The 17,383-nt window shown below is 53.6% G+C and carries 19 protein-coding genes and 1 pseudogene; 4 read left to right on the forward strand and 16 right to left on the reverse strand.

Translation table 11 applies throughout. From position 1 onward, the window contains the following. Positions 1-20 precede the first annotated feature (20 nt). The 15 genes from D8682_RS05755 to D8682_RS05825 all read right to left on the reverse strand — a co-directional run bounded on the left by D8682_RS05755 (position 21) and on the right by D8682_RS05825 (position 12,706). Positions 21-1,934 (reverse strand): phage tail protein, encoded by a 1,914-nt coding sequence (locus tag D8682_RS05755; protein WP_121813769.1) that lies wholly within the window; start codon positions 1,932-1,934, stop codon positions 21-23. Beyond that, positions 1,934-2,482: a hypothetical protein gene (locus tag D8682_RS05760; protein ID WP_238392824.1), complete on the reverse strand. Its 549-nt coding sequence runs from the start codon at positions 2,480-2,482 to the stop codon at positions 1,934-1,936. Before D8682_RS05760 ends, D8682_RS05755 begins: the two co-directional genes overlap by 1 nt. Further along, positions 2,475-3,605, reverse strand: coding sequence for a baseplate J/gp47 family protein (locus tag D8682_RS05765; protein WP_121815647.1), 1,131 nt, complete (start codon positions 3,603-3,605; stop codon positions 2,475-2,477). Before D8682_RS05765 ends, D8682_RS05760 begins: the two co-directional genes overlap by 8 nt. A gap of 34 nt (positions 3,606-3,639) precedes the next feature. Then, complete coding sequence (locus tag D8682_RS05770; protein ID WP_121813770.1) at positions 3,640-3,990, reverse strand: DUF2590 family protein; 351 nt, start codon at positions 3,988-3,990, stop codon at positions 3,640-3,642. Next, positions 3,980-5,878: a phage tail tape measure protein gene (locus D8682_RS05775; protein WP_121813771.1), complete on the reverse strand. Its 1,899-nt coding sequence runs from the start codon at positions 5,876-5,878 to the stop codon at positions 3,980-3,982. The genes D8682_RS05770 and D8682_RS05775 overlap by 11 nt, the downstream gene beginning before the upstream one ends. A gap of 190 nt (positions 5,879-6,068) precedes the next feature. Beyond that, positions 6,069-6,335 (reverse strand): putative phage tail assembly chaperone, encoded by a 267-nt coding sequence (locus D8682_RS05780; protein ID WP_121813772.1) that lies wholly within the window; start codon positions 6,333-6,335, stop codon positions 6,069-6,071. A gap of 36 nt (positions 6,336-6,371) precedes the next feature. After that, positions 6,372-6,662 carry a holin gene (locus tag D8682_RS05785; protein WP_121813773.1) on the reverse strand — a complete coding sequence of 97 codons (291 nt, stop codon included), beginning with the start codon at positions 6,660-6,662 and terminating at the stop codon, positions 6,372-6,374. Positions 6,663-6,665: 3 nt separating this feature from the next. After that, a complete protein-coding gene (locus tag D8682_RS05790; RefSeq protein WP_121813774.1) occupies positions 6,666-7,121 on the reverse strand; it encodes a phage protein in 456 nt (151 codons plus the stop codon). Next, positions 7,118-8,245: a DUF2586 domain-containing protein gene (locus tag D8682_RS05795; RefSeq protein WP_121813775.1), complete on the reverse strand. Its 1,128-nt coding sequence runs from the start codon at positions 8,243-8,245 to the stop codon at positions 7,118-7,120. The genes D8682_RS05790 and D8682_RS05795 overlap by 4 nt, the downstream gene beginning before the upstream one ends. Beyond that, positions 8,242-8,955 carry a hypothetical protein gene (locus tag D8682_RS05800; protein ID WP_121813776.1) on the reverse strand — a complete coding sequence of 238 codons (714 nt, stop codon included), beginning with the start codon at positions 8,953-8,955 and terminating at the stop codon, positions 8,242-8,244. Before D8682_RS05800 ends, D8682_RS05795 begins: the two co-directional genes overlap by 4 nt. Next, entirely contained in the window at positions 8,952-9,446 is a 495-nt protein-coding gene (locus D8682_RS05805; RefSeq protein ID WP_121813777.1) for a phage tail protein, read from the reverse strand. The genes D8682_RS05800 and D8682_RS05805 overlap by 4 nt, the downstream gene beginning before the upstream one ends. Beyond that, positions 9,443-9,931: a head completion/stabilization protein gene (locus D8682_RS05810; protein WP_121813778.1), complete on the reverse strand. Its 489-nt coding sequence runs from the start codon at positions 9,929-9,931 to the stop codon at positions 9,443-9,445. The genes D8682_RS05805 and D8682_RS05810 overlap by 4 nt, the downstream gene beginning before the upstream one ends. After that, positions 9,928-10,740 (reverse strand): phage terminase small subunit, encoded by an 813-nt coding sequence (gene gpM, locus D8682_RS05815; RefSeq protein WP_121813779.1) that lies wholly within the window; start codon positions 10,738-10,740, stop codon positions 9,928-9,930. Before gpM ends, D8682_RS05810 begins: the two co-directional genes overlap by 4 nt. Beyond that, positions 10,741-11,775 carry a phage major capsid protein, P2 family gene (locus D8682_RS05820; RefSeq protein WP_370090859.1) on the reverse strand — a complete coding sequence of 345 codons (1,035 nt, stop codon included), beginning with the start codon at positions 11,773-11,775 and terminating at the stop codon, positions 10,741-10,743. It lies immediately after the preceding gene. Between the two features lie 67 nt (positions 11,776-11,842). After that, the gene (locus tag D8682_RS05825; protein ID WP_121813780.1) at positions 11,843-12,706 is read right to left on the reverse strand and encodes a GPO family capsid scaffolding protein; all 864 of its coding nucleotides are present in this window, start codon (positions 12,704-12,706) and stop codon (positions 11,843-11,845) included. Between the two features lie 155 nt (positions 12,707-12,861). Between D8682_RS05825 and D8682_RS05830 the strand changes: the two are divergent. The 4 genes and pseudogenes from D8682_RS05830 (at position 12,862) to D8682_RS05845 (ending at position 16,844) form a co-directional block, all read left to right on the forward strand. After that, a pseudogene (locus D8682_RS05830) lies at positions 12,862-14,660 on the forward strand (terminase large subunit domain-containing protein). A 10-nt stretch (positions 14,661-14,670) separates the two neighbouring features. After that, positions 14,671-15,705, forward strand: coding sequence for a phage portal protein (locus tag D8682_RS05835; protein ID WP_121813781.1), 1,035 nt, complete (start codon positions 14,671-14,673; stop codon positions 15,703-15,705). Between the two features lie 75 nt (positions 15,706-15,780). After that, the gene (locus D8682_RS05840; protein WP_121813782.1) at positions 15,781-16,047 is read left to right on the forward strand and encodes an ogr/Delta-like zinc finger family protein; all 267 of its coding nucleotides are present in this window, start codon (positions 15,781-15,783) and stop codon (positions 16,045-16,047) included. A 368-nt stretch (positions 16,048-16,415) separates the two neighbouring features. Then, positions 16,416-16,844: a hypothetical protein gene (locus tag D8682_RS05845; RefSeq protein ID WP_121813783.1), complete on the forward strand. Its 429-nt coding sequence runs from the start codon at positions 16,416-16,418 to the stop codon at positions 16,842-16,844. Positions 16,845-16,928: 84 nt separating this feature from the next. On the opposite strand, the gene D8682_RS05850 is transcribed toward D8682_RS05845, so the two are convergent. Then, positions 16,929-17,351 (reverse strand): type II toxin-antitoxin system HicB family antitoxin, encoded by a 423-nt coding sequence (locus tag D8682_RS05850; protein WP_121813784.1) that lies wholly within the window; start codon positions 17,349-17,351, stop codon positions 16,929-16,931. Positions 17,352-17,383 lie beyond the last annotated feature (32 nt).

The raw sequence follows: 17,383 nt of genomic DNA on the forward strand, positions 1-17,383 counted from the left end.
TTTTTAATATTTTGCATCATTCACCCAATCACATTGACCCAAATACCATTAATAAATTTTTGCTGCGGCTTGAACCAGTAACCATGTATTTCGTTATCGTCCTGCTGCTCTTGCAAACCACATAACACTTCACCACTACCCGCGATAACCTGACCGCCGCCCGCATAATCCTGCCAGCGCATGGCGCCGTATTGCACATCATTAACAAGGCTGTCCAGGTGAATAACTAAATTACTCCCCCTGAATACCGCGCCAAGTATGTTGCCGTTGGATGTGAATCTGGTTGAGTTGCTTCCTGCTGCAAGGTTGGGGTCAAATATCCATTGATGGACTTCACCCCTGTCATTAACTGAAGTGATGCATGGCGAAGGCCATGCCGGACCACCATGAACCAATACACCGAAATCACTGGATGACTGATAACCCTCTCCGGCTGTCTGCACTACCGCTTTTGTTAGCGGTAAATACATATTTCCAGCTGCTACATAGGTATGACTGGCGAGCGGTGCCACTCCATTAGCTAGCTGGTCTGACGTCATTCCACCACCAGGCCAGCCCGTGGTGTTAAATTCCATCCTCAGCGCACCTGTCATGGTGTCGCCAGTTTTGGCTACTGCGTTTACATCACCCGCCGTTGGCTTGTTTAACGGGCCGTACAGGTTTTGTGCATTTCGCAATACTATTGCACCCGTCGCCTTGTCGATTACCAGCCATTCAGCTGTTAAATGACCTGCACTAGAAACAAACATGTTCGCCGTATGCACAACGGTAGCGTCACTACCGTATAAAATGTGAGTTCCCGCACCAAACGCGCCAAAATGAGAATCGGAAGCGCCACCACCCTGTTTAAATAGCGCGGTTTGCATTCCGAATGGACTAAGAATTTCACCATCAGTCATATCAATAGCAACACTACCCAACCCCCAGCCGCCATTTATCAGCAATCTGCCAGGCGTGGCGTCAGTGGGTGTTTCTTGAGCATCCTTCGTTGCAGATGTTCCCAACTCAAGGTTGCTGCGTGACTCGGCTTTATCAGGGAGGTCACTCAAATTTTCGCTTTTGAGCACGTACTTGTTAGCCTGCTGACCGCCGTCGAGAGTCCCTTTCGGTCGCAAGTCGGTGACTTCTCCGGTTTCGCTGATTTCCGCAATGGCAAAGACATAATGCGGGTAGCCGTTGAGGGTGTGATCCTGTAAATCGGGTGAGGCGATTAGCTCAAACTGTGTATTCCAGATGCTGGCGACTGTTCCTGTCCAGTGAGCATCCACCCAGATTTTCACCGGTGTTGCCGCGACTGCGACCGGTGTTTCACTGGATAGCTCAACACGCAACCCGCCAACATAACCTGCACCAGGAGCAACGGTGTAAACACCGTCAGCACCCGAAGTCACCAGAAAACCCGTATCAAAAAATGCGCCCACGCCATACAGATCAATGTTTTCCATTCGCTGGCGCTCATCCATCCCGCTCAGTCGCGCAGAGAAATCAATCTGCCATGTTTCAGCGGGTGTTGAGATTTGCGTTGCCAGTTTCGCGCCCGCATACCCCATCAAAAAACTGCGCGTTAATATGTTGCCCTGGGTGCTCTCTGTTGTGGCGTACTTATCCTGCGTCGGGATGTGGGTCACGGCACCCAACATCCCCGAATCATGGTTAATCAACCCCACCCAGTTAAAGGCAAAATCGCCGACATTCGTCCCCAGCGTCACGGAATAAACAACGGCATCCTCATTCACCACCCCTGTTTTATCGACAGCCTGGCGCCAGACGATATCCTCTTCTGCGGGGACCACTTCATCCGGACTAATGGGGGGCGCAGGATCTAAACCGTCAATCCAGGCAAAGATAAATTCATCAAGCGTGACAACTTCTCCCGCGGCGATCTGCCCGGCAAGATAGGACTCGAAAGCTGCGGTGATAATGGTGTGTGACATTACTGGTTTACTCCGTTCATGGTTGCCACGTGAGTGACGTAGTCGCCCCCATAAGCGCCTGTGGACACCGACACCCTGATGGGGGACACGACTTCAAACTGGTACCGGCGGCATGTGCGCCCGTATTTGCTGATAATTTCGTTGAGCAAGTCGCGTCTGCCCGAAATCTGCCCATCCTGTAACCGGATAATGATGATGTCCCAGTCAAGCCCTTGTACGCGCTCATGTTGCTCGATATGCCCTACGCCCAGGCGCCTGAATATGCGTTCGAATCCAGCGATTGAGGCGGCATCCTTCGCGTTCTGAAAGGCGTATTTAACGCGCAGCCGGAAGAGATCGAGGGGTTCACCCGGAAAGCGGGTGATATCTCGCTGGTAACCCAGCAGAGTGAGCAGGCTTTCGTCACACGTGTCAGCGTTGATTTGTGCGAGCGGGAACCGCAGCCACTTCCAGACCTGATCCCACCAGATTTGTGAGGCATGGGCGAGCGTGAGCGGTTCGCCTTTGTTCATCCATACCGGGAGCTTGATGTCAGGGACGTTATCCACCGGTCACCACCTGCAATGTGCCAAGGCGGGCGATCTCAAGCTCGCTTAAAATATCCCCGCGAGAAAACTCGACAGATTCAATCTCGGGGAAGGTGTCGTGCAGCTCCTCGCCGAGCCGCGACAGAGAAAAGCGACTCCACGGCCATGTCTGTGCAACGTCATACAGGCTGTTCTCCCGAAACGCACAACGCACAAGATGGGTTGCGCCCTGCAATAAGGTATTGAGCTGTTCTTCGGTCAGGTTGCCTGCATCCCAGGGGTAAATTGTGACGGTCAGATCAACCGGGGTTTCGGGTAGCGCTAAGCACAACACATCATCACCGTGACCGTGGTTGCCCTGATCCATAACGTAATCATTGACGGCGTCGATATAGGGCTGGCTGGCGACACCCGCATCCAGCAATAAATACACATTAGCGGTACCCGGCCCGCGCGGGGCGCCGTGCTCGAAATAAATGCGATCGGTTGTCATGCCTGCCAGTGAGGCGATCATGCCGCGGTAAACGGCATCAATGTGATAATTCCCCACCAGATTAAACTGGTTTTTGGTGCGATCGCGCAGCTCGTCGTCGGTTTCCTGCTCAGTGCCTGGCGTGGTGAGCCAGTCCTCTGCGTTTTCAGCGCTGGCAATACCTGCAATGGCGACAGGCAGTATTTTGTAATAACCGGGGGCAAGGTTGTAAGCACTGCCCGCCGCCTCGGCCACAACGGGCACCTGAGCATTCAGAACGCCAGCGGCAATCACAAAATTCTCTGCTGTGATAAGGCTGTACACCACGTCGTTAATGCGTTCTGTCTGGACGACCGTTCCCACCGGTACGGTGACCGTGGTGCCGATGTCGCTTTTAGCGAACAGAAGGGTACCGGCGGCAGTGCCTGCGGGTTTACGCGCAAGATTGACCGCCCAGGCGAACATGTCCACAAAAACGCCGCTCGCGGTCGCCAGAAACAGGTTGGGCATCACGATGTAAGACAGTGCGTCAATCAGCCACATGACCGGCGCGGATACGATGGACGTGACCAGGCGCCAGAACGGTGACATTTTAGAGGTGTTGGTAATCAACCCCTCTTCTTTGGCAATCCCGGTAAACTGCGCGGCAACCTCTTCCTCAGTTGTCGGCATCCCCTGATCTGCCAGGATCTGCTTATAGTCCGGATCAGGCTTGTTCAAGGGTGACTCCTGTTTGAATAACGCCAAAATCGTAGGTTTCAGCGGTCAGCACGTAATGCCCGGAGCGTTCTTCGTTGATAAATACCGTACCGGGAATGAGTCGCACGTCACTTTCCGCAAGCGTAACCATTTGCATGGTGATGTCGGCGCGCAATGTTGGGCTGCGTTCGCCGATTAACTCGCTTGCCAGCCCGGACTCAATAATCGAGTGAGTCACGTCCTGGCTGATGCTCGCGCGGTTGTCACACAACAGCGGTTCGTTGCCCGAGTTGAGTGTGAAGCTTTTGCCCGTGATCAGCAGGTCGATATACAGCGATTTATCTGAGTTAACCCCCATAGCCGTATAGCTCCATATTTTCCGCAAGACTCTGCGGGCTCATTGGGTTGGCAACGTTGTACTGCACCGTGCCGATGGTCATTGAGCGTGAGCTGGTTGCCGTGCTGTTTTTCTGCGACATCTGCCCGCTAATACCACCGCGCCCGGTCGAAACGGGTGCCAGTGGGGCTAATGCGCCGCCGCTGGCTGAAGCAATCTGCGGCGTGGTGGTAACAGGGATCTCAATGCCTGGCAGATTGTTGAGTTTTTCCACAATCCAGTCCCATGCCGCCGAAAACGAGCTTTTTACCGTTTCCCATAGCCCGGTGAATAAATTCCCGATAGCGGCAATGGCGAGGCTAAAAATCTCAAGGGGTGAGTGAGTGGTGAAAAATGTCAGAACGGCTTGCCAACCGGCGGCAATGGATCCCCATGCGCTGGCAAAAAATGCGGTGACCTGGCTGACTACGCTCATCAGCCAGATAAATGCGTCGGTATTTGCGAGCCAGGCCAGCACCTCCCTCCAGTTCACGCAGAGCCAGATCACCGCAGCGATTAACACGCCAATGGCAAGGGCGATGAGGATGAGTGGAGAGGTGGCAATGTAGACCGCCGCGGCGACAAGAAAAAGCGCCAGGCGTAGTGCTAAAAGGACGACACGTAAGGCTTTAAGTACAATCATAAAGCCGGTGTAGATAACGTTTGCCACCCCCACAACCAGCGTTGCCAGTGCGGTCACGGCGGCGAAACTCAGCATAGCCAGAATGACCACCCCGATAACTTTGGCAATACGCGAAAACATCGTCAGCCATTTCCCCGCCTGCGCGGTGATGTCTGCCATTTTTTTAAATAGCGGGTTGAGCAGCGGGAGCAATGCCGCACCCAGCACAATTTTGAGGTTGTTGAACGTGGCAGACAGGCGCTCCCACAGGTCTATCTGGTCGCGGGCCATCTTTTCCGCGTTATCCATCCCCGTGATGTTGCTCAGAGATTCAATATTCCCCTCCAGCCCCTCCACGTTGGTCGCCAGCAGTTTCACCATGGCAACCGCTTCATCGCTGCCAAAGGCTTTTTTAATCAGGTCACTGTCTGCGACTTTGGATAAATCCCCGTATTTGTCACGAATAAGCCGCATGATTTCGGTGACGGATTTCATCGTGCCGTCTTTATGGGTAAACGACAGGCCGAGCTCTTTTTGAGCACTGCCCACGCCCGCCAGAAACGCCTTGTATTTTGTGCCCGCTTCGCTGCCACTCATGGTGGACTGGAGCTGACCCAGTACCGCCATTTGCTCCGCGGCATCGATCCCCGCAGACGTGGCCGCCGCACCCAGTGCGGTGAAGGCGCCGGACATTTCCGGGCCGGAGGTTTTAAAGATACGCACAGCCTCAGCGGTCTGACCGGCGATTTTTTCCACCCAGTTCGAGCGCCCCATGGCGTCCGCTTCTTTCTGGAAAACGCCGTACATGGTGCCCATATAGGCGGTGATGGTCGCCGTATCGGCTTTGGTGGCTTTGGCAAGGATCCCGGAAGCAACGGTAAAATCACTTAACTCGGTTCCCTGCAAACCGGCGATCGCAGACTGGATGTCATAAGCCGAGCGCACCACCTGGGCGGAATCACCGCCAAATTCGCTGGTAAATTCCATCGCGGCTTTAGACAGCCCTTGCAGTGCGGCTTCACCCGTTCCCAGTGAGCGCACCTCGCCCAGGGCTTTATTCATTTCATTAGCCGGACCCAGCAAAGCCTTAACGGACTCCGTCACCGCCCAAATCCCCGCGGCCCCCGCGCCAACCTGCTGGGCATTACCTGCGACGTCTTTTGTCATCCCTTTAAGCCCGCCAGTCGCTTGCCTGAGGGGTTGGGTAAACTTGTCAATCAGGGACAATGTGACTTCTAACTGCTTCATGCCTTGCCCCCGTTATAGGCTTTTGCGATGCCGTTATTGACGGCGATGGCGACGTTATTCCAGTACGTTTTATCGAGCCACAGCGCGCGGGCAAGTGACTCAGGTGTGTCTTCTTCGCCGGGCAAATAGTGCTGCCGCAGGACGGCAGCGCGCTCCAGCGGGTTGCCGTCAATGGCTGCGACCCGGCGTTCTAGTTTTTTACTTCGATTTCCAGATCAGGGGCGTAAATCTCGTTCACTTTCCCCATGAGTTTGATACCCGCACCCGGTGTTTTGAGGACGGTTTCGAGCGCGTCTTTGCAGTCCTGGTGAATGATACGGCGCAGATACTGCGCTGAAGGGGCGACTTTGCTGTCCAGTGCCAGCTCGTTGATAAGCTTGTTGTAGGCGGTGATATTCGGCTCAAACACCAGTGCCAGGCCGTTGACCTTCATCTCGATTTTGACTTTGTCGCTCATGGTTTTTCCTCTGATTTTAGTGATGGTACGTGAGTGTTACTTGTGGCTGGCTTCGCGCTCGCGGACTCGCCAGCGCAACCACTTTTCAATACATTGCGGGCCCGCGACGGCCAGCGCCGAGGCAATGCCCAGCATGGCCATTGGGTGAATATCCGGGATGCGGATCAGCACGATGCCCGCCACCAGGGCCATTGCCGATCCCAGTATGGTGCGGGCGAAAATCAGGCGCCCGCTCAGCGGGTCGCCCGACTCCATCAACCTTGCCAGCCCGATGATCCCGCCCACAAATGCCAGCGTCAGCAGGTTGCGAAAATGGTTTTGCGGCATAAGTCACCCAATCAGATCGCGCGTGTCTTCTTCCGACAGATACGGAATACCGTTAATGTGAACAAAGTCCGGAGACGTCACGATGTACTTGATTTTGTACTTCGTTTTGTCCGCACTGGTCGTGTCGATGTTGAGAATGTCAGCCAGTGACAACTTGCACCCAAACGCCTCGACCTTCATTTCTGAGTCGCCGGTGTTGGCATAGAACAAGAAGTCTTGCGGCTCGATACCGCGCCAGCTGCCCGCACTGCGCGCCTTGTCCTGGATTTTCAGGATGTTGACGGAATCAAGCTCTAATTCGCCCTCTCCCTCGACGTCCCCGTCGGTGTAGCCGTCAGGGATACCGCGCGTTTTTGAGACCTGCGTGTTGTCGGTGATGGACAGCGAGATGGTTTCGACATGAATGGTGGTGCCCTGCATGTCGACATCAAAACTCATGCCGGAAATATGTCTGGTCATTGCGTTGGCTCCAGCTGGGTATCAAGCAAAATCCCGACCGTGATTTCTTTCGGGCATTCATACGGACGCACGGTGAGATAGACCGATACGCTTTTGCTGTTTTTCCATTGAATGACGACATCCCCCTCGCGCGGCGGCTTCACTTCGCCGGGGAAGGTGACGTTATTGATTTGCGCGCTTTTTGACATGTCACGCAACGGGCGCCCGAAATAAGTCTGCGCGGCGGCAATGCTGCCAGGTGTTGAATTGAGTGAGCGATCGGCAATTTTTGGAATAGCCAGCAGGCGCGTTTTGCGGGCCGCTTTATCGACCGTACGCAGGTACTCAATCACGGAATAATCACCGCCCTCGACTTCCAGCGTTAAACCGTCTGACCAGTACATACCGTCGTAATCCTCGTACCACATCGGCACGGAATAGCGCGCGCCGTTCATGGCTTTCAGGTCAGCCAGCTGGACGGGTACACTGGCGCCGTCAACCGGCAGGGTGTCACGCCCCAAATCAATCAGCGCGCCCGTTTTGACACGCGCCGGGCTGTCCGCAATCGTCACCGCGCGGTTACACAGTCGCCCCGCCAGTACGCCCGGCTCATTGCCCCACAGACGGGGAACCAGTTGCACCGAGGGTCCGGCGATACCACCCTGTAGCGCCGTTAGCTCGAGGCAATAATCCGCCCAGGTCACCAAATCAAGCGGTGCCGCGACAGATAAAATTGACCATAACCAGCGGCCATGCTTTGCAATCAGGTCAGCGCGCAGCGTGATGGCGGCGTGAATACTCGCCACGTCGCTCACGTCTTCACACAACACAAAGCCCTCGACGGCAACCACTTTCTGAGCACTTTTAACCGCGGCGACCCAGTCGTCAGTGGTCCATAGCGCGGGCAGGACATGCACCCACGCATAAAAATTAGCACCCGCGTTACGACGAGCGGCGGCAACGTTGCTTTTCAGTACGCTGTCGTCGGCACCCAGCAGGGCGTCTAAATCCGTACTGTCGTTGACCGGGCTGAGCGCTCCGGCTCCCTGTGCTGCGGTACCTACGAACAACACCACGCGCTCGGTTTCCGTCGTGGTGCCCTGATACTGGTTAAGCTGATCAATACTTACGGACGGCCAGGTCATGAGTTTCTCCCCTTAATATCTTGCGCATTGACGTCCCAGCCAAAGCCAATGCCTTGCAGCTGACGCGCCATGATTTTGTTAAATTCGTCGTCACTGACACCCAGAAAAACACGCGATGGCAAGGTGATGGTCCATGCGTTTTTCTTCTCTGCTTTCGATAACTTTTTAATTAAGTAACCAGCCTGTGCACGGGACATTTCCGCCGTAATGTAGCTAACAGCGGGCTTGACCCTGCGCTCACCCCATTTCACCTTAAAGCCCAGCTCACGCAGCTTTTTGGCCTGGCGTTTGGTTGCCTTTTGCCCGACCTGTGACGGCTGATTTTTATAATTTGCCGCACTGGCTTTGATTGTCGCGCCCGCATCGTGAACAGCGCCGATATAACCGGCGGGCATTCTTTTGCCACCGCTTTGATGCTTGCCACCCTGCAAATAAATGCGCACGGCTTCCTGCTCGGGTAATTCTTTGACTTTCAGTAATTTTGGTAACCCCAGCAGCATTTTTTTCTTGCCGCGTTTGCGGGGCTCCCATGGCTGGCCGTCCGGTGATGTCTGATTCCTGGCGTGACGCTTTGACGCTGGAATAATCCCCAGTTTAGCGATGCGCCACAGCAGCCTCTGGCGTTTCGCCTTTGGCATATCCAGCCCTGCCAGCGTCTTGCGCAGCGCTTGCGCCTGGCTGGAATTAAGACTGAGCCTTCCCCTGATCATTTCGGTTGCCCACCTACTGCGGCACCGGTTGAGTCTGCGCCGTAAATCTCGGCACTTTCCGCAACGTCATAAAGCGGAGTGACAACGGACCACTTTTTCCCCATAAACGGGATCATGCCGTTTTCATCGGGGGCAATGACCAGCTCATCAACCAATGGCACGGTGATGGTGACCAGCGCACTTTCTTCGTCGTAAAGTTCGGCGTCAATATCGGCGCCGCTTATCCCCATATCACTACGTAACTCACTGGCGTGTTCAATAATCCAGACTTCGACCATGGCGTAAACAACACCGGGATCAATCTGCCGGTACGGGAATTTGTCGAGCTCAATCACACCGTCATAGGTCGTGATGGTCAGCCGGTACTGGTCGTTACCCAGCGCCTTGTATGAAGGTGTTAATTTCTGGTTATCAATCCAGCTATCGAACCCGCGCAAGCGCTCAGGCAGGGCTTCATTTAAAAAACTCACAAGCTGTGATAACTGACTCATACCACCTCCACCGTTGCGCGCCCCATACCGAGGATCCCGCGCACGGCCTGTGCTGACTCGACAAGCAATGCCCGACGAGTGGCACTTTCGTATTCGTCGCCCGTCGTGCCTTTGGGTGATGCCGAGGAGTCAACGCGCGCAATACTGACGATTTCGCCCAGCAGGTCGCCTTTTGCCAGTGCATATACCGCATTTTTGTACTGCGCCATGTGCTGGTTAACCTCACCGCAGCGCGCCCCCAGCAACTCGCTGGCATGGGCAAAACCCTGTGCTTTTTTATCGCTGACAAAATCCGCCAGGCGTTCGTTAATGTTCGACATGGCCGCGAGTACCGCCTGCACCACCGTGTCGCCCTCCAGCTGTGTGGGGAGTTTGCGTTGTTTCTGGAACTCGGCCAGATCGAGATCCGGCCAGAAAGGCTCGCCGGTGTTCTCAATTTTCGCGCCCTGATATTCCAGGTCTTTGCCCGAAAATCCGAGGCTCATGGCGCGGCGTCCTGAGCAGATTGTTGGAACGCGGACTGACCGGGATCCGTGGCATGTTGCGCCAGTAATCTGGCGGCATCCTCCCCCGCGTCCGCGCCGCCGTGCGGCAGTGGGTTTAATTTACGCAGGCGCATCGCGATTTTTTCGCGCAACGATTTCACCCCGACCAGCGGGTGGAATGCATGGGCCTGCGCAAGTAATTCATCAGCGGCTTGCAGGATATTTGCATCCTCGACAGCGGAGGGCATCGGCCTGCCTTTGCTGTCACGTAGCAGCAACAGGGCCGCAAATTTGAACCATTTAGCGTTGATTTCTTCGTGCAGTCGCCAGTCATGGCGGATATGGGTAAAGACGCGCGAGAAATACGGCTCAACGCTGTGCCCGTGCTCCGCTTCCCGTTGTGCCCAGGCCAGCACGGTGTCGGCGACAAACGCCGGAAACGTGCTTTTGATGTTCTCGGGCGTGGGCTGACTTTGCGCGATCGCCACCTCCGCCCAGTCCAGTGCGGTGTCAAAATCTCCGGCGTCGAACAACCAGATCACGCAATAGGCAAAAATCAGGTTGTTGAACACTTCGCCCGACTCAACATAACGGGCGGCGACGGGCTGCCACTTTGGCAACAGAACATCACGCTTACGTAGAATGCGATCGGCAATCGTGGGCAGCTGGCGCAACTGCTCCACGTCGTGCTTCATTTCACGTAAATAGGTGTGCAGACTCTCCGGGCTGGCAACAAGTGCCTGGCCTGCGCTGAGTGACTCGCGCGCGGCGAGCTGTGCGTTATGACGCAACCCCGGAGAAAGTCCCATTTACGCGGCCTCTGCCGGGGGCAACGTGCCGTCGACAATAGTCACCGCAGTTTCATCGATTGCGGCGTACAGCTGCGGATAGCCCAGCGCATAACCTTCATTACGCAGGTATTTGTTTTCGTACTGCGCGCGGTCTTCGACAAACTCGACTTTGCGCTGACGTGAATTGCGCTGCGTCAGAATTTGCAGGTTCTGCGGGATGGTGACCGCAAGGCGTTTACCCGGCTGGAATGGCGGGATCATCACGCGGCGACCGGCGGCGGAATCGGACAGCAGCTGCGCGGCGATTTTCTCCGTTGGTGTATCGGCTTTCTGATAGAGGCGGTACTGCTCGGAGGCAATCAGGTCCGCACCCGCCAGCACGGTCAGGCGCGGGTCGTTACGAAACTCTGCCGGAATTTTGGTGTTGATCAGGTCAGCGACAGCGGCGTCTAACGAAACATAGTCACCACCCGGGCCGATGGTGATCGGGTCGGTGATGACCTGCGCACCGCTATTGTAGGTCTTGCCAATCTGGTGCCAGCCGATGTTGACATCCTCACCCAGTGGGTAAGTCTCTGGCTCGGTTGTGACGGCGACACGGGTACCGTTAAAACCAATGCGCAGCATATCGAGCGCGAACGCCTGCATGCTGAAATCGTTAACGAGCTTCATAAACTCGTTCTCATCACCGCTGTTAACCCAGTTGGACAGCGTTTCCCAGTCGAGATCGACCGCTGAGTCGGTTTTTGCGAGTGCGTAGGTGTTACCGCTGACGTTAATATTGCGATGGAAACGCCCGCCCGCGGCGCGCCCTGTGTGCAGGCGCGACGAACCAATATCCACCACCTGGCCAGTCATCTGGTCAACGTCACGCAGGGTGATGAGCTTCAGAAAATCGAGGCCTTCCTGTAGCGCTTTGCGGATGGCGGTTTCCATCGGCGGGGTCACGGCATAATACTGGTTGCGATCGGCGGTTGCGGGCTGGCCGAGTGATTTAAACAGCGCGGTGAAGTATTTCTCCATACCGTCGCGGACGGCTGGCGGCAAATTAATAAGCTGAGACATAATAATATTTTCCTGTTATTGCGTTTGAATTGCCTGCGTTATGCCGTGATATAAATCAGACGATCACATAATCTTTTGCTTCGGTGGTTTTACCCGGAGCGCCATCCGGTAATTTAGTGATCACTTCATCCAGTCTGGAAAATTTATCCAGAACCGTAGGCAATTCTTCCGCCAGCTTTTTGAATTTGTCGCTATTGACAATTTCGCCAAACTCTTTCGCCTGAGCTTTAATTTCGTCAATGGTTTTATTCAGGTCGGTTAGCGAAGAATATTTTTTCTCCAGCGCGGAGAATTTATCTTCCAGTTCAGAAAGACCCTGAGCCATCGCGCTTAATTTTTCGCTGTCTTCGCCCATGGTTTGGGTGGCTTCCGGTTTTTCCGGCTCCTGAATATTAAAGAGAGTGCGCCAGGATGATTTTTTATCGGTGGACATGTTCGGATCTCCGGTCTTTTCGGTGACAAGGTTAAAAACTAACGGTACCGGCGCGCCATAAACGGGCGCGTTCTTATCGGCGCTAAATCGCATGCGGTCAGTGCCAACACTTGCAGGCTCATCAGTGACCCCCAGCCCCTGAAGATAACAACGCCCCGAGCCCCGGAAGTTACCGTCAGGTGTGGGCTCAACGGAGGAGAACAGGAGCTGGTTGCGACGATTGGAATAAATAAGGTCGTCTGTCGGACATAAGCGGGCGTAAAGCTTCGTGATCCCGTCCTGCGTTTCATGTTTTAACGCCTGCACTTCGCCGACGTTGCCGTAGTAACGACGATGCTCAGGCCATAACAGTGCGGTATAGAGTGACGGGTCGTAGGTTTCTGCCATATCGACGAGCCATTGCTCAGGGATCTGGCGCTGGTCGACCGTTTCGCCCGCAGTGGCAATGCAGATCCAGTCTGTTGTGAGTTGTGATTTACCCGACATATTCACCACTGAAAAAATAAATGATAATGAGTGGTGAAAGTATCAATAATAATTTTGAATGCGGCGATCACTTTAATTCGGATATAACCCCTTAGCCGAACATAGCCGAAATTAATTTTAATAATCCTCAGTGTGGTACCTGCATAATATGCCCCATGAGCATATACCCTCAAGAAATACGCAATGTGGCGCGGGCGTTCTATTTGAAAAAATGGACGCCCAAAGAGATCGCCGCAGAATTAAACCTCACATCGGCCCGTATTGTTTATTACTGGGCTGAGAAATACGGCTGGACGGATTTACTCAGCGAGGAGTCCGTCGAAGACTGCATAAACCGCCGTGTGAATTTGCTGGTGATGCGGGATAACAAATCCTCGCTGGAGCTCGATGAGCTGGACCGGCTTATCGGGCATCACGTGAAGCTCATTACGCAGCGGAATAAGCACGCGGAAAAACTGGCGCAGGCCAGTGCCAGCGGGTTGGCTATGACGGGCGGCGGCGGTGAGAACATCGGGTTTATGGCCTCGGGTGAGGACGCCCCGCGCCGCAAGGGGGGCCGTAAGCGAAAAAATGACACCAGCGCCTTAACACCGGAGGTCTTTGAGGCCTTCGCGGGCGAGAATTTATTCCAGTATCAAAAGACGCTACGCGATAACAAATCACGCTCTGTCCGTAACCTGCTCAAATCGCGACAGGTGGGTGCGACCTGGTATTTCGCGTGGGAAGCACTCGAAGATGCCTGCACGACCGGCGATAACCAAATCTTTGTTTCGGCATCCAAACGCCAGGCGGAAATATTCCGCCGTTATATCGTCAAGTTCGCGCGGGAGCTGGCCGGTGTTGAGCTCACCGGCAATCCGATCACGCTGAGCAATGGCGCAAACCTGATATTCCTGGCAACCAACGCCAGTACCGCTCAGGGTGAAAGCGGTCATTACTATTTCGATGAATATTTCTGGGTACCCAAATTCCAGAAGTTCAAAGATGTCTCAAGTGCTATCGCCACGCATGACAAGTGGCGCCAGACGTATTTCTCCACACCCAGCGCCAAAACGCATGATGCTTACCCGTTCTGGACGGGGGATGAGTGGAAGGGGCGCGATAAAAAACGCCAGGCTGAAACATTCCCGGGCTTTGACGAGCTGCGCGATGGCGGGCGAAAGTGCCCGGACGGTCAGTGGCGTTATGTGGTGACACTGGAAGATGCCTGCGCGGGGGGCTGGATAAGTTCGTCACGGTGTCACGCATACGTGACGCGATCAGCGGCGACACCTACGCACTCCTGTATGGGTGTCGTTTTGTTGACTCTGCCGATTGTGTGTTCCGTTTTGATCAGCTTTTGCGCTGTGAAGTTGACCCGGCCAGCTGGCAGGACTTTGACCCCGACGCGCGTCGCCCGTTTGGTGAGCGGGAGGTGTGGGGAGGATTTGACCCGGCGCGCTCCGGAGACACCTCCACGTTTGTGGTTATCGCCCCCCCTCTGTTTGAGGGTGAGCGCTTCCGCGTTCTTGAGACCTACCACTGGCAGGGGCTGAGCTTTAAATATCAGGCTGAGCAAATCCGCAAAATTACTGAGCGGTACCGCATGACCTACATCGGCATTGATGTGACCGGTATCGGGCGCGGGGTATTCGAACGCGTCCAGTCGTTTGCGCCGCGTGAGGTGCGCGACATTCACTACAGCGTCGAATCCAAAACACGTCTGGTTTCGAAAATGATTGATGTGGTCGACAGCGACCGTATCGAGTGGTCGGAAGAAAAACGCGACATTGCCGGCTCATTCCTCGCTATTCGCAAAACCGTGACGGCCAGCGGTAATGCCATCACGTTTGTGGCGCAGCGCACGGCGGAAACGGGTCACGCCGACGTCTTTTTCGCCATCTCTCACGCCGTCATCAATGAACCACTTAACTACGATACGCGCCGGAAATCGACCTACGCGTTTGCGTCATAACGAGGTAAGGATGAGCAGGAAGAAAAACAGAAATAAAAAACAGCAGTTTGCCGCGCTGCCGATGCCCGTCAGTACGCAGGGTCGTAGCGCCATGTTTATCGGCCCGCCTGAACTGGTGCTCACCAGTGGCACGGATTACCACGAGATCCAGTACGATGATACCTGGAACACCTGGACACTCCCGATTGACCGGCTGGCACTGGCGAACCTGGTGAACGCCAGCCCACAGCATGACGGTGTGATGTATGCCCGGCGCAATATGGTGACATCCGATTATCAGCGTGGGGGACTGACGCGCAGCCAGCTCGATGCCGGAATGTTTGATTATCTGGTCTTTGGCGACCTGGCTATCCTCAAAGTGCGCAACGCCTGGGGGGCGGTTGTGGCGCTCTGTCCTCTGCCGTCGCTCTATCTGCGGCGCCGTAAAACCGGGGAATTTGTTGTTCTGCAAAAAGGTGAGCCGCTGGTTTACCCGCCGGACGATATTATTTTTATCAGCCAGTACGATCCGCAGCAGCAAATCTACGGCCTGCCTGATTATATTGGTGGCGTCAACAGCGCCCTGTTAAACGCGGAGGCGACCGTGTTTCGTCGCCGGTATTACCACAATGGTGCGCACCTGGGCGGCATTCTGTACACCTCCGACCCCAATTTGTCCGAGGAAACCGAAAAGCTCATCCGTAAAAAAATTGAGAGTGCAAAGGGACTGGGTAACTTTCGCAACATGTATATCAACGTCCCGGGCGGGGATAAAGACGGGGTGAAATTCATCCCGGTGGGTGACATCAGCGCCAAGGATGAGTTTGCGAATATCAAGAATATTTCCGGGCAGGACGTGTTAACCGCTCACCGCTTCCCGGCGGGGCTGGCAGGAATTATCCCGCAGAACACTGCTGGACTGGGTGACCCGGAAAAGGCCCGCGCGACCTATCGCCAGGATGAAGTTTTACCCGTGCAGAGGAAATTCGCCGAGGCCATTGCCGCCGACCGAGAAGTACCGGAACGTTTCTACCTGATGTTTGCCGCACCGGCGCTTAGTACATGAATAAACAATGTTATTAACTGATGTGCGGGAGGTGTTAAAATTAGGGTGATAATGACTGCCGGGAGACCTGGCAAAATGCGCGTATTGAAAATACTCTGCCCGGAATGTGGGCATAACGCCATCGTAAGCAAAAGTCACCGCATCGATCCGAAGCTCTCAACCCTTTACTGCCAGTGTCGTAACGTTGAATGCGGGCATACCTATACCCTGGCGCTGGGTTTTGGTCACACGATTAGCCCCAGTGCGTTGACCAATAATCGCCTGGTGAAATACCTAGCGGACCATTTATCTCCGGCAGACCACCAGATGGTCCTCGATCTGCTGGAGGGTCGTGTGCGTTAACTATTTATTCAAAGCAAAATGCCCGCAATATGCGTAACATCGTTCACTTAAGATGTTTTGAGTGAACGGGATACTGTTTTTTTGAAACAAGGAAAAATTCAGCTGGTGATGATGTTCTCCGCCGCTATACAACTAGCCTAGCCAAGATGGTTTACTGACTGAAGCGAAAAAGGCTGCCGGTGGTAATTTGGATAACGTTACCAACTATAAAGAGAATTGGTATAGCAGCCCAGATGGTAATAGACGTATAGAATGGAATTCTACAGGTCATGCAAGTATCAATGAAGGACCACATGTTACGGTGAGATACTTTGATGGCAAGTGGCACTCAGTTACGGACAAACTATTCATAGAATGGGTGGGATAAAATGATGGAAAGTTTTAACATTAAAAATATTTCATTGCAGGAAGCCGATCGTATACTTACAACTATAGTTGGATGTCGTAGTTCTCAGATTTGCAAAATAATTGATTTGAATAAAATCAATCCAATTAATGCTAACAGGGTTCACGAATGGGAAGAACTTGCTGATAATGAAATATTGCATCTTTTGGATTTCAATGGTTTGAAAAGTGGAAATGTATATATTATAACTGATTTATCATATATACAAAATATAGGTGTTTTCATTATGGAATTTCATGATTTAGAAAAATTTGTGAAAGGGTATTACTCATCCTATAAAGAGTGTTTCTTTGATGGCGATGTCATTATTATCTCCATTGATATAAAAGAGGCTTTTATATTTGACCATAATGGTTTCTTCTTTAATTATCGATTGCCTCTGCTTAATTGATCTATTAATAATTGACCGTAGGAATGATTTTTCTTATTTTTCCTACGGTTAAGTCTAATCAGCAATTGCACGTTAAAATGATTTTTATTCCGACTTGCAAGTTAAACATCCCATAGCTTCGAGTGCCGCTTGTGCCAGAAAGCCCGAGCGGCTTTTAAACTCCGGGTGTGTCGCAACGCAGCGATCGATCCGGTCAATCAGTGATTTTGGCAGGGTGACGTTAATTTTCTCAGAGCCCCCCATTAAACGGGTGACATCTACGTCAACCAGCGCCCAGGTATAGCCTGCAAACTCTGGAGTTTTAGCCAGTGCACCAACCGTAGAAACGGCGGGGATGTCCTGCCCCAGCTCAACCAGTAACTCAATATGGCCGGTGATCGCTTCTTTGGCATTTGCGATAGCCTCGTCCAGGGTATCGCCTGCGGAAAAACACCCTGGTAAATCAGGTACTGTCACACCGTAGGTGTGTTTATCGTCACCGGATTCAATTGCAATAGGAAAAAACATGTTTAAGCCTCTTTGAGAAAGCGGGGTTAACG

It is taken from the genome of Buttiauxella sp. 3AFRM03 (assembly GCF_003675305.1).
Taxonomy (GTDB): Bacteria; Pseudomonadota; Gammaproteobacteria; order Enterobacterales; family Enterobacteriaceae; genus Buttiauxella; species Buttiauxella ferragutiae.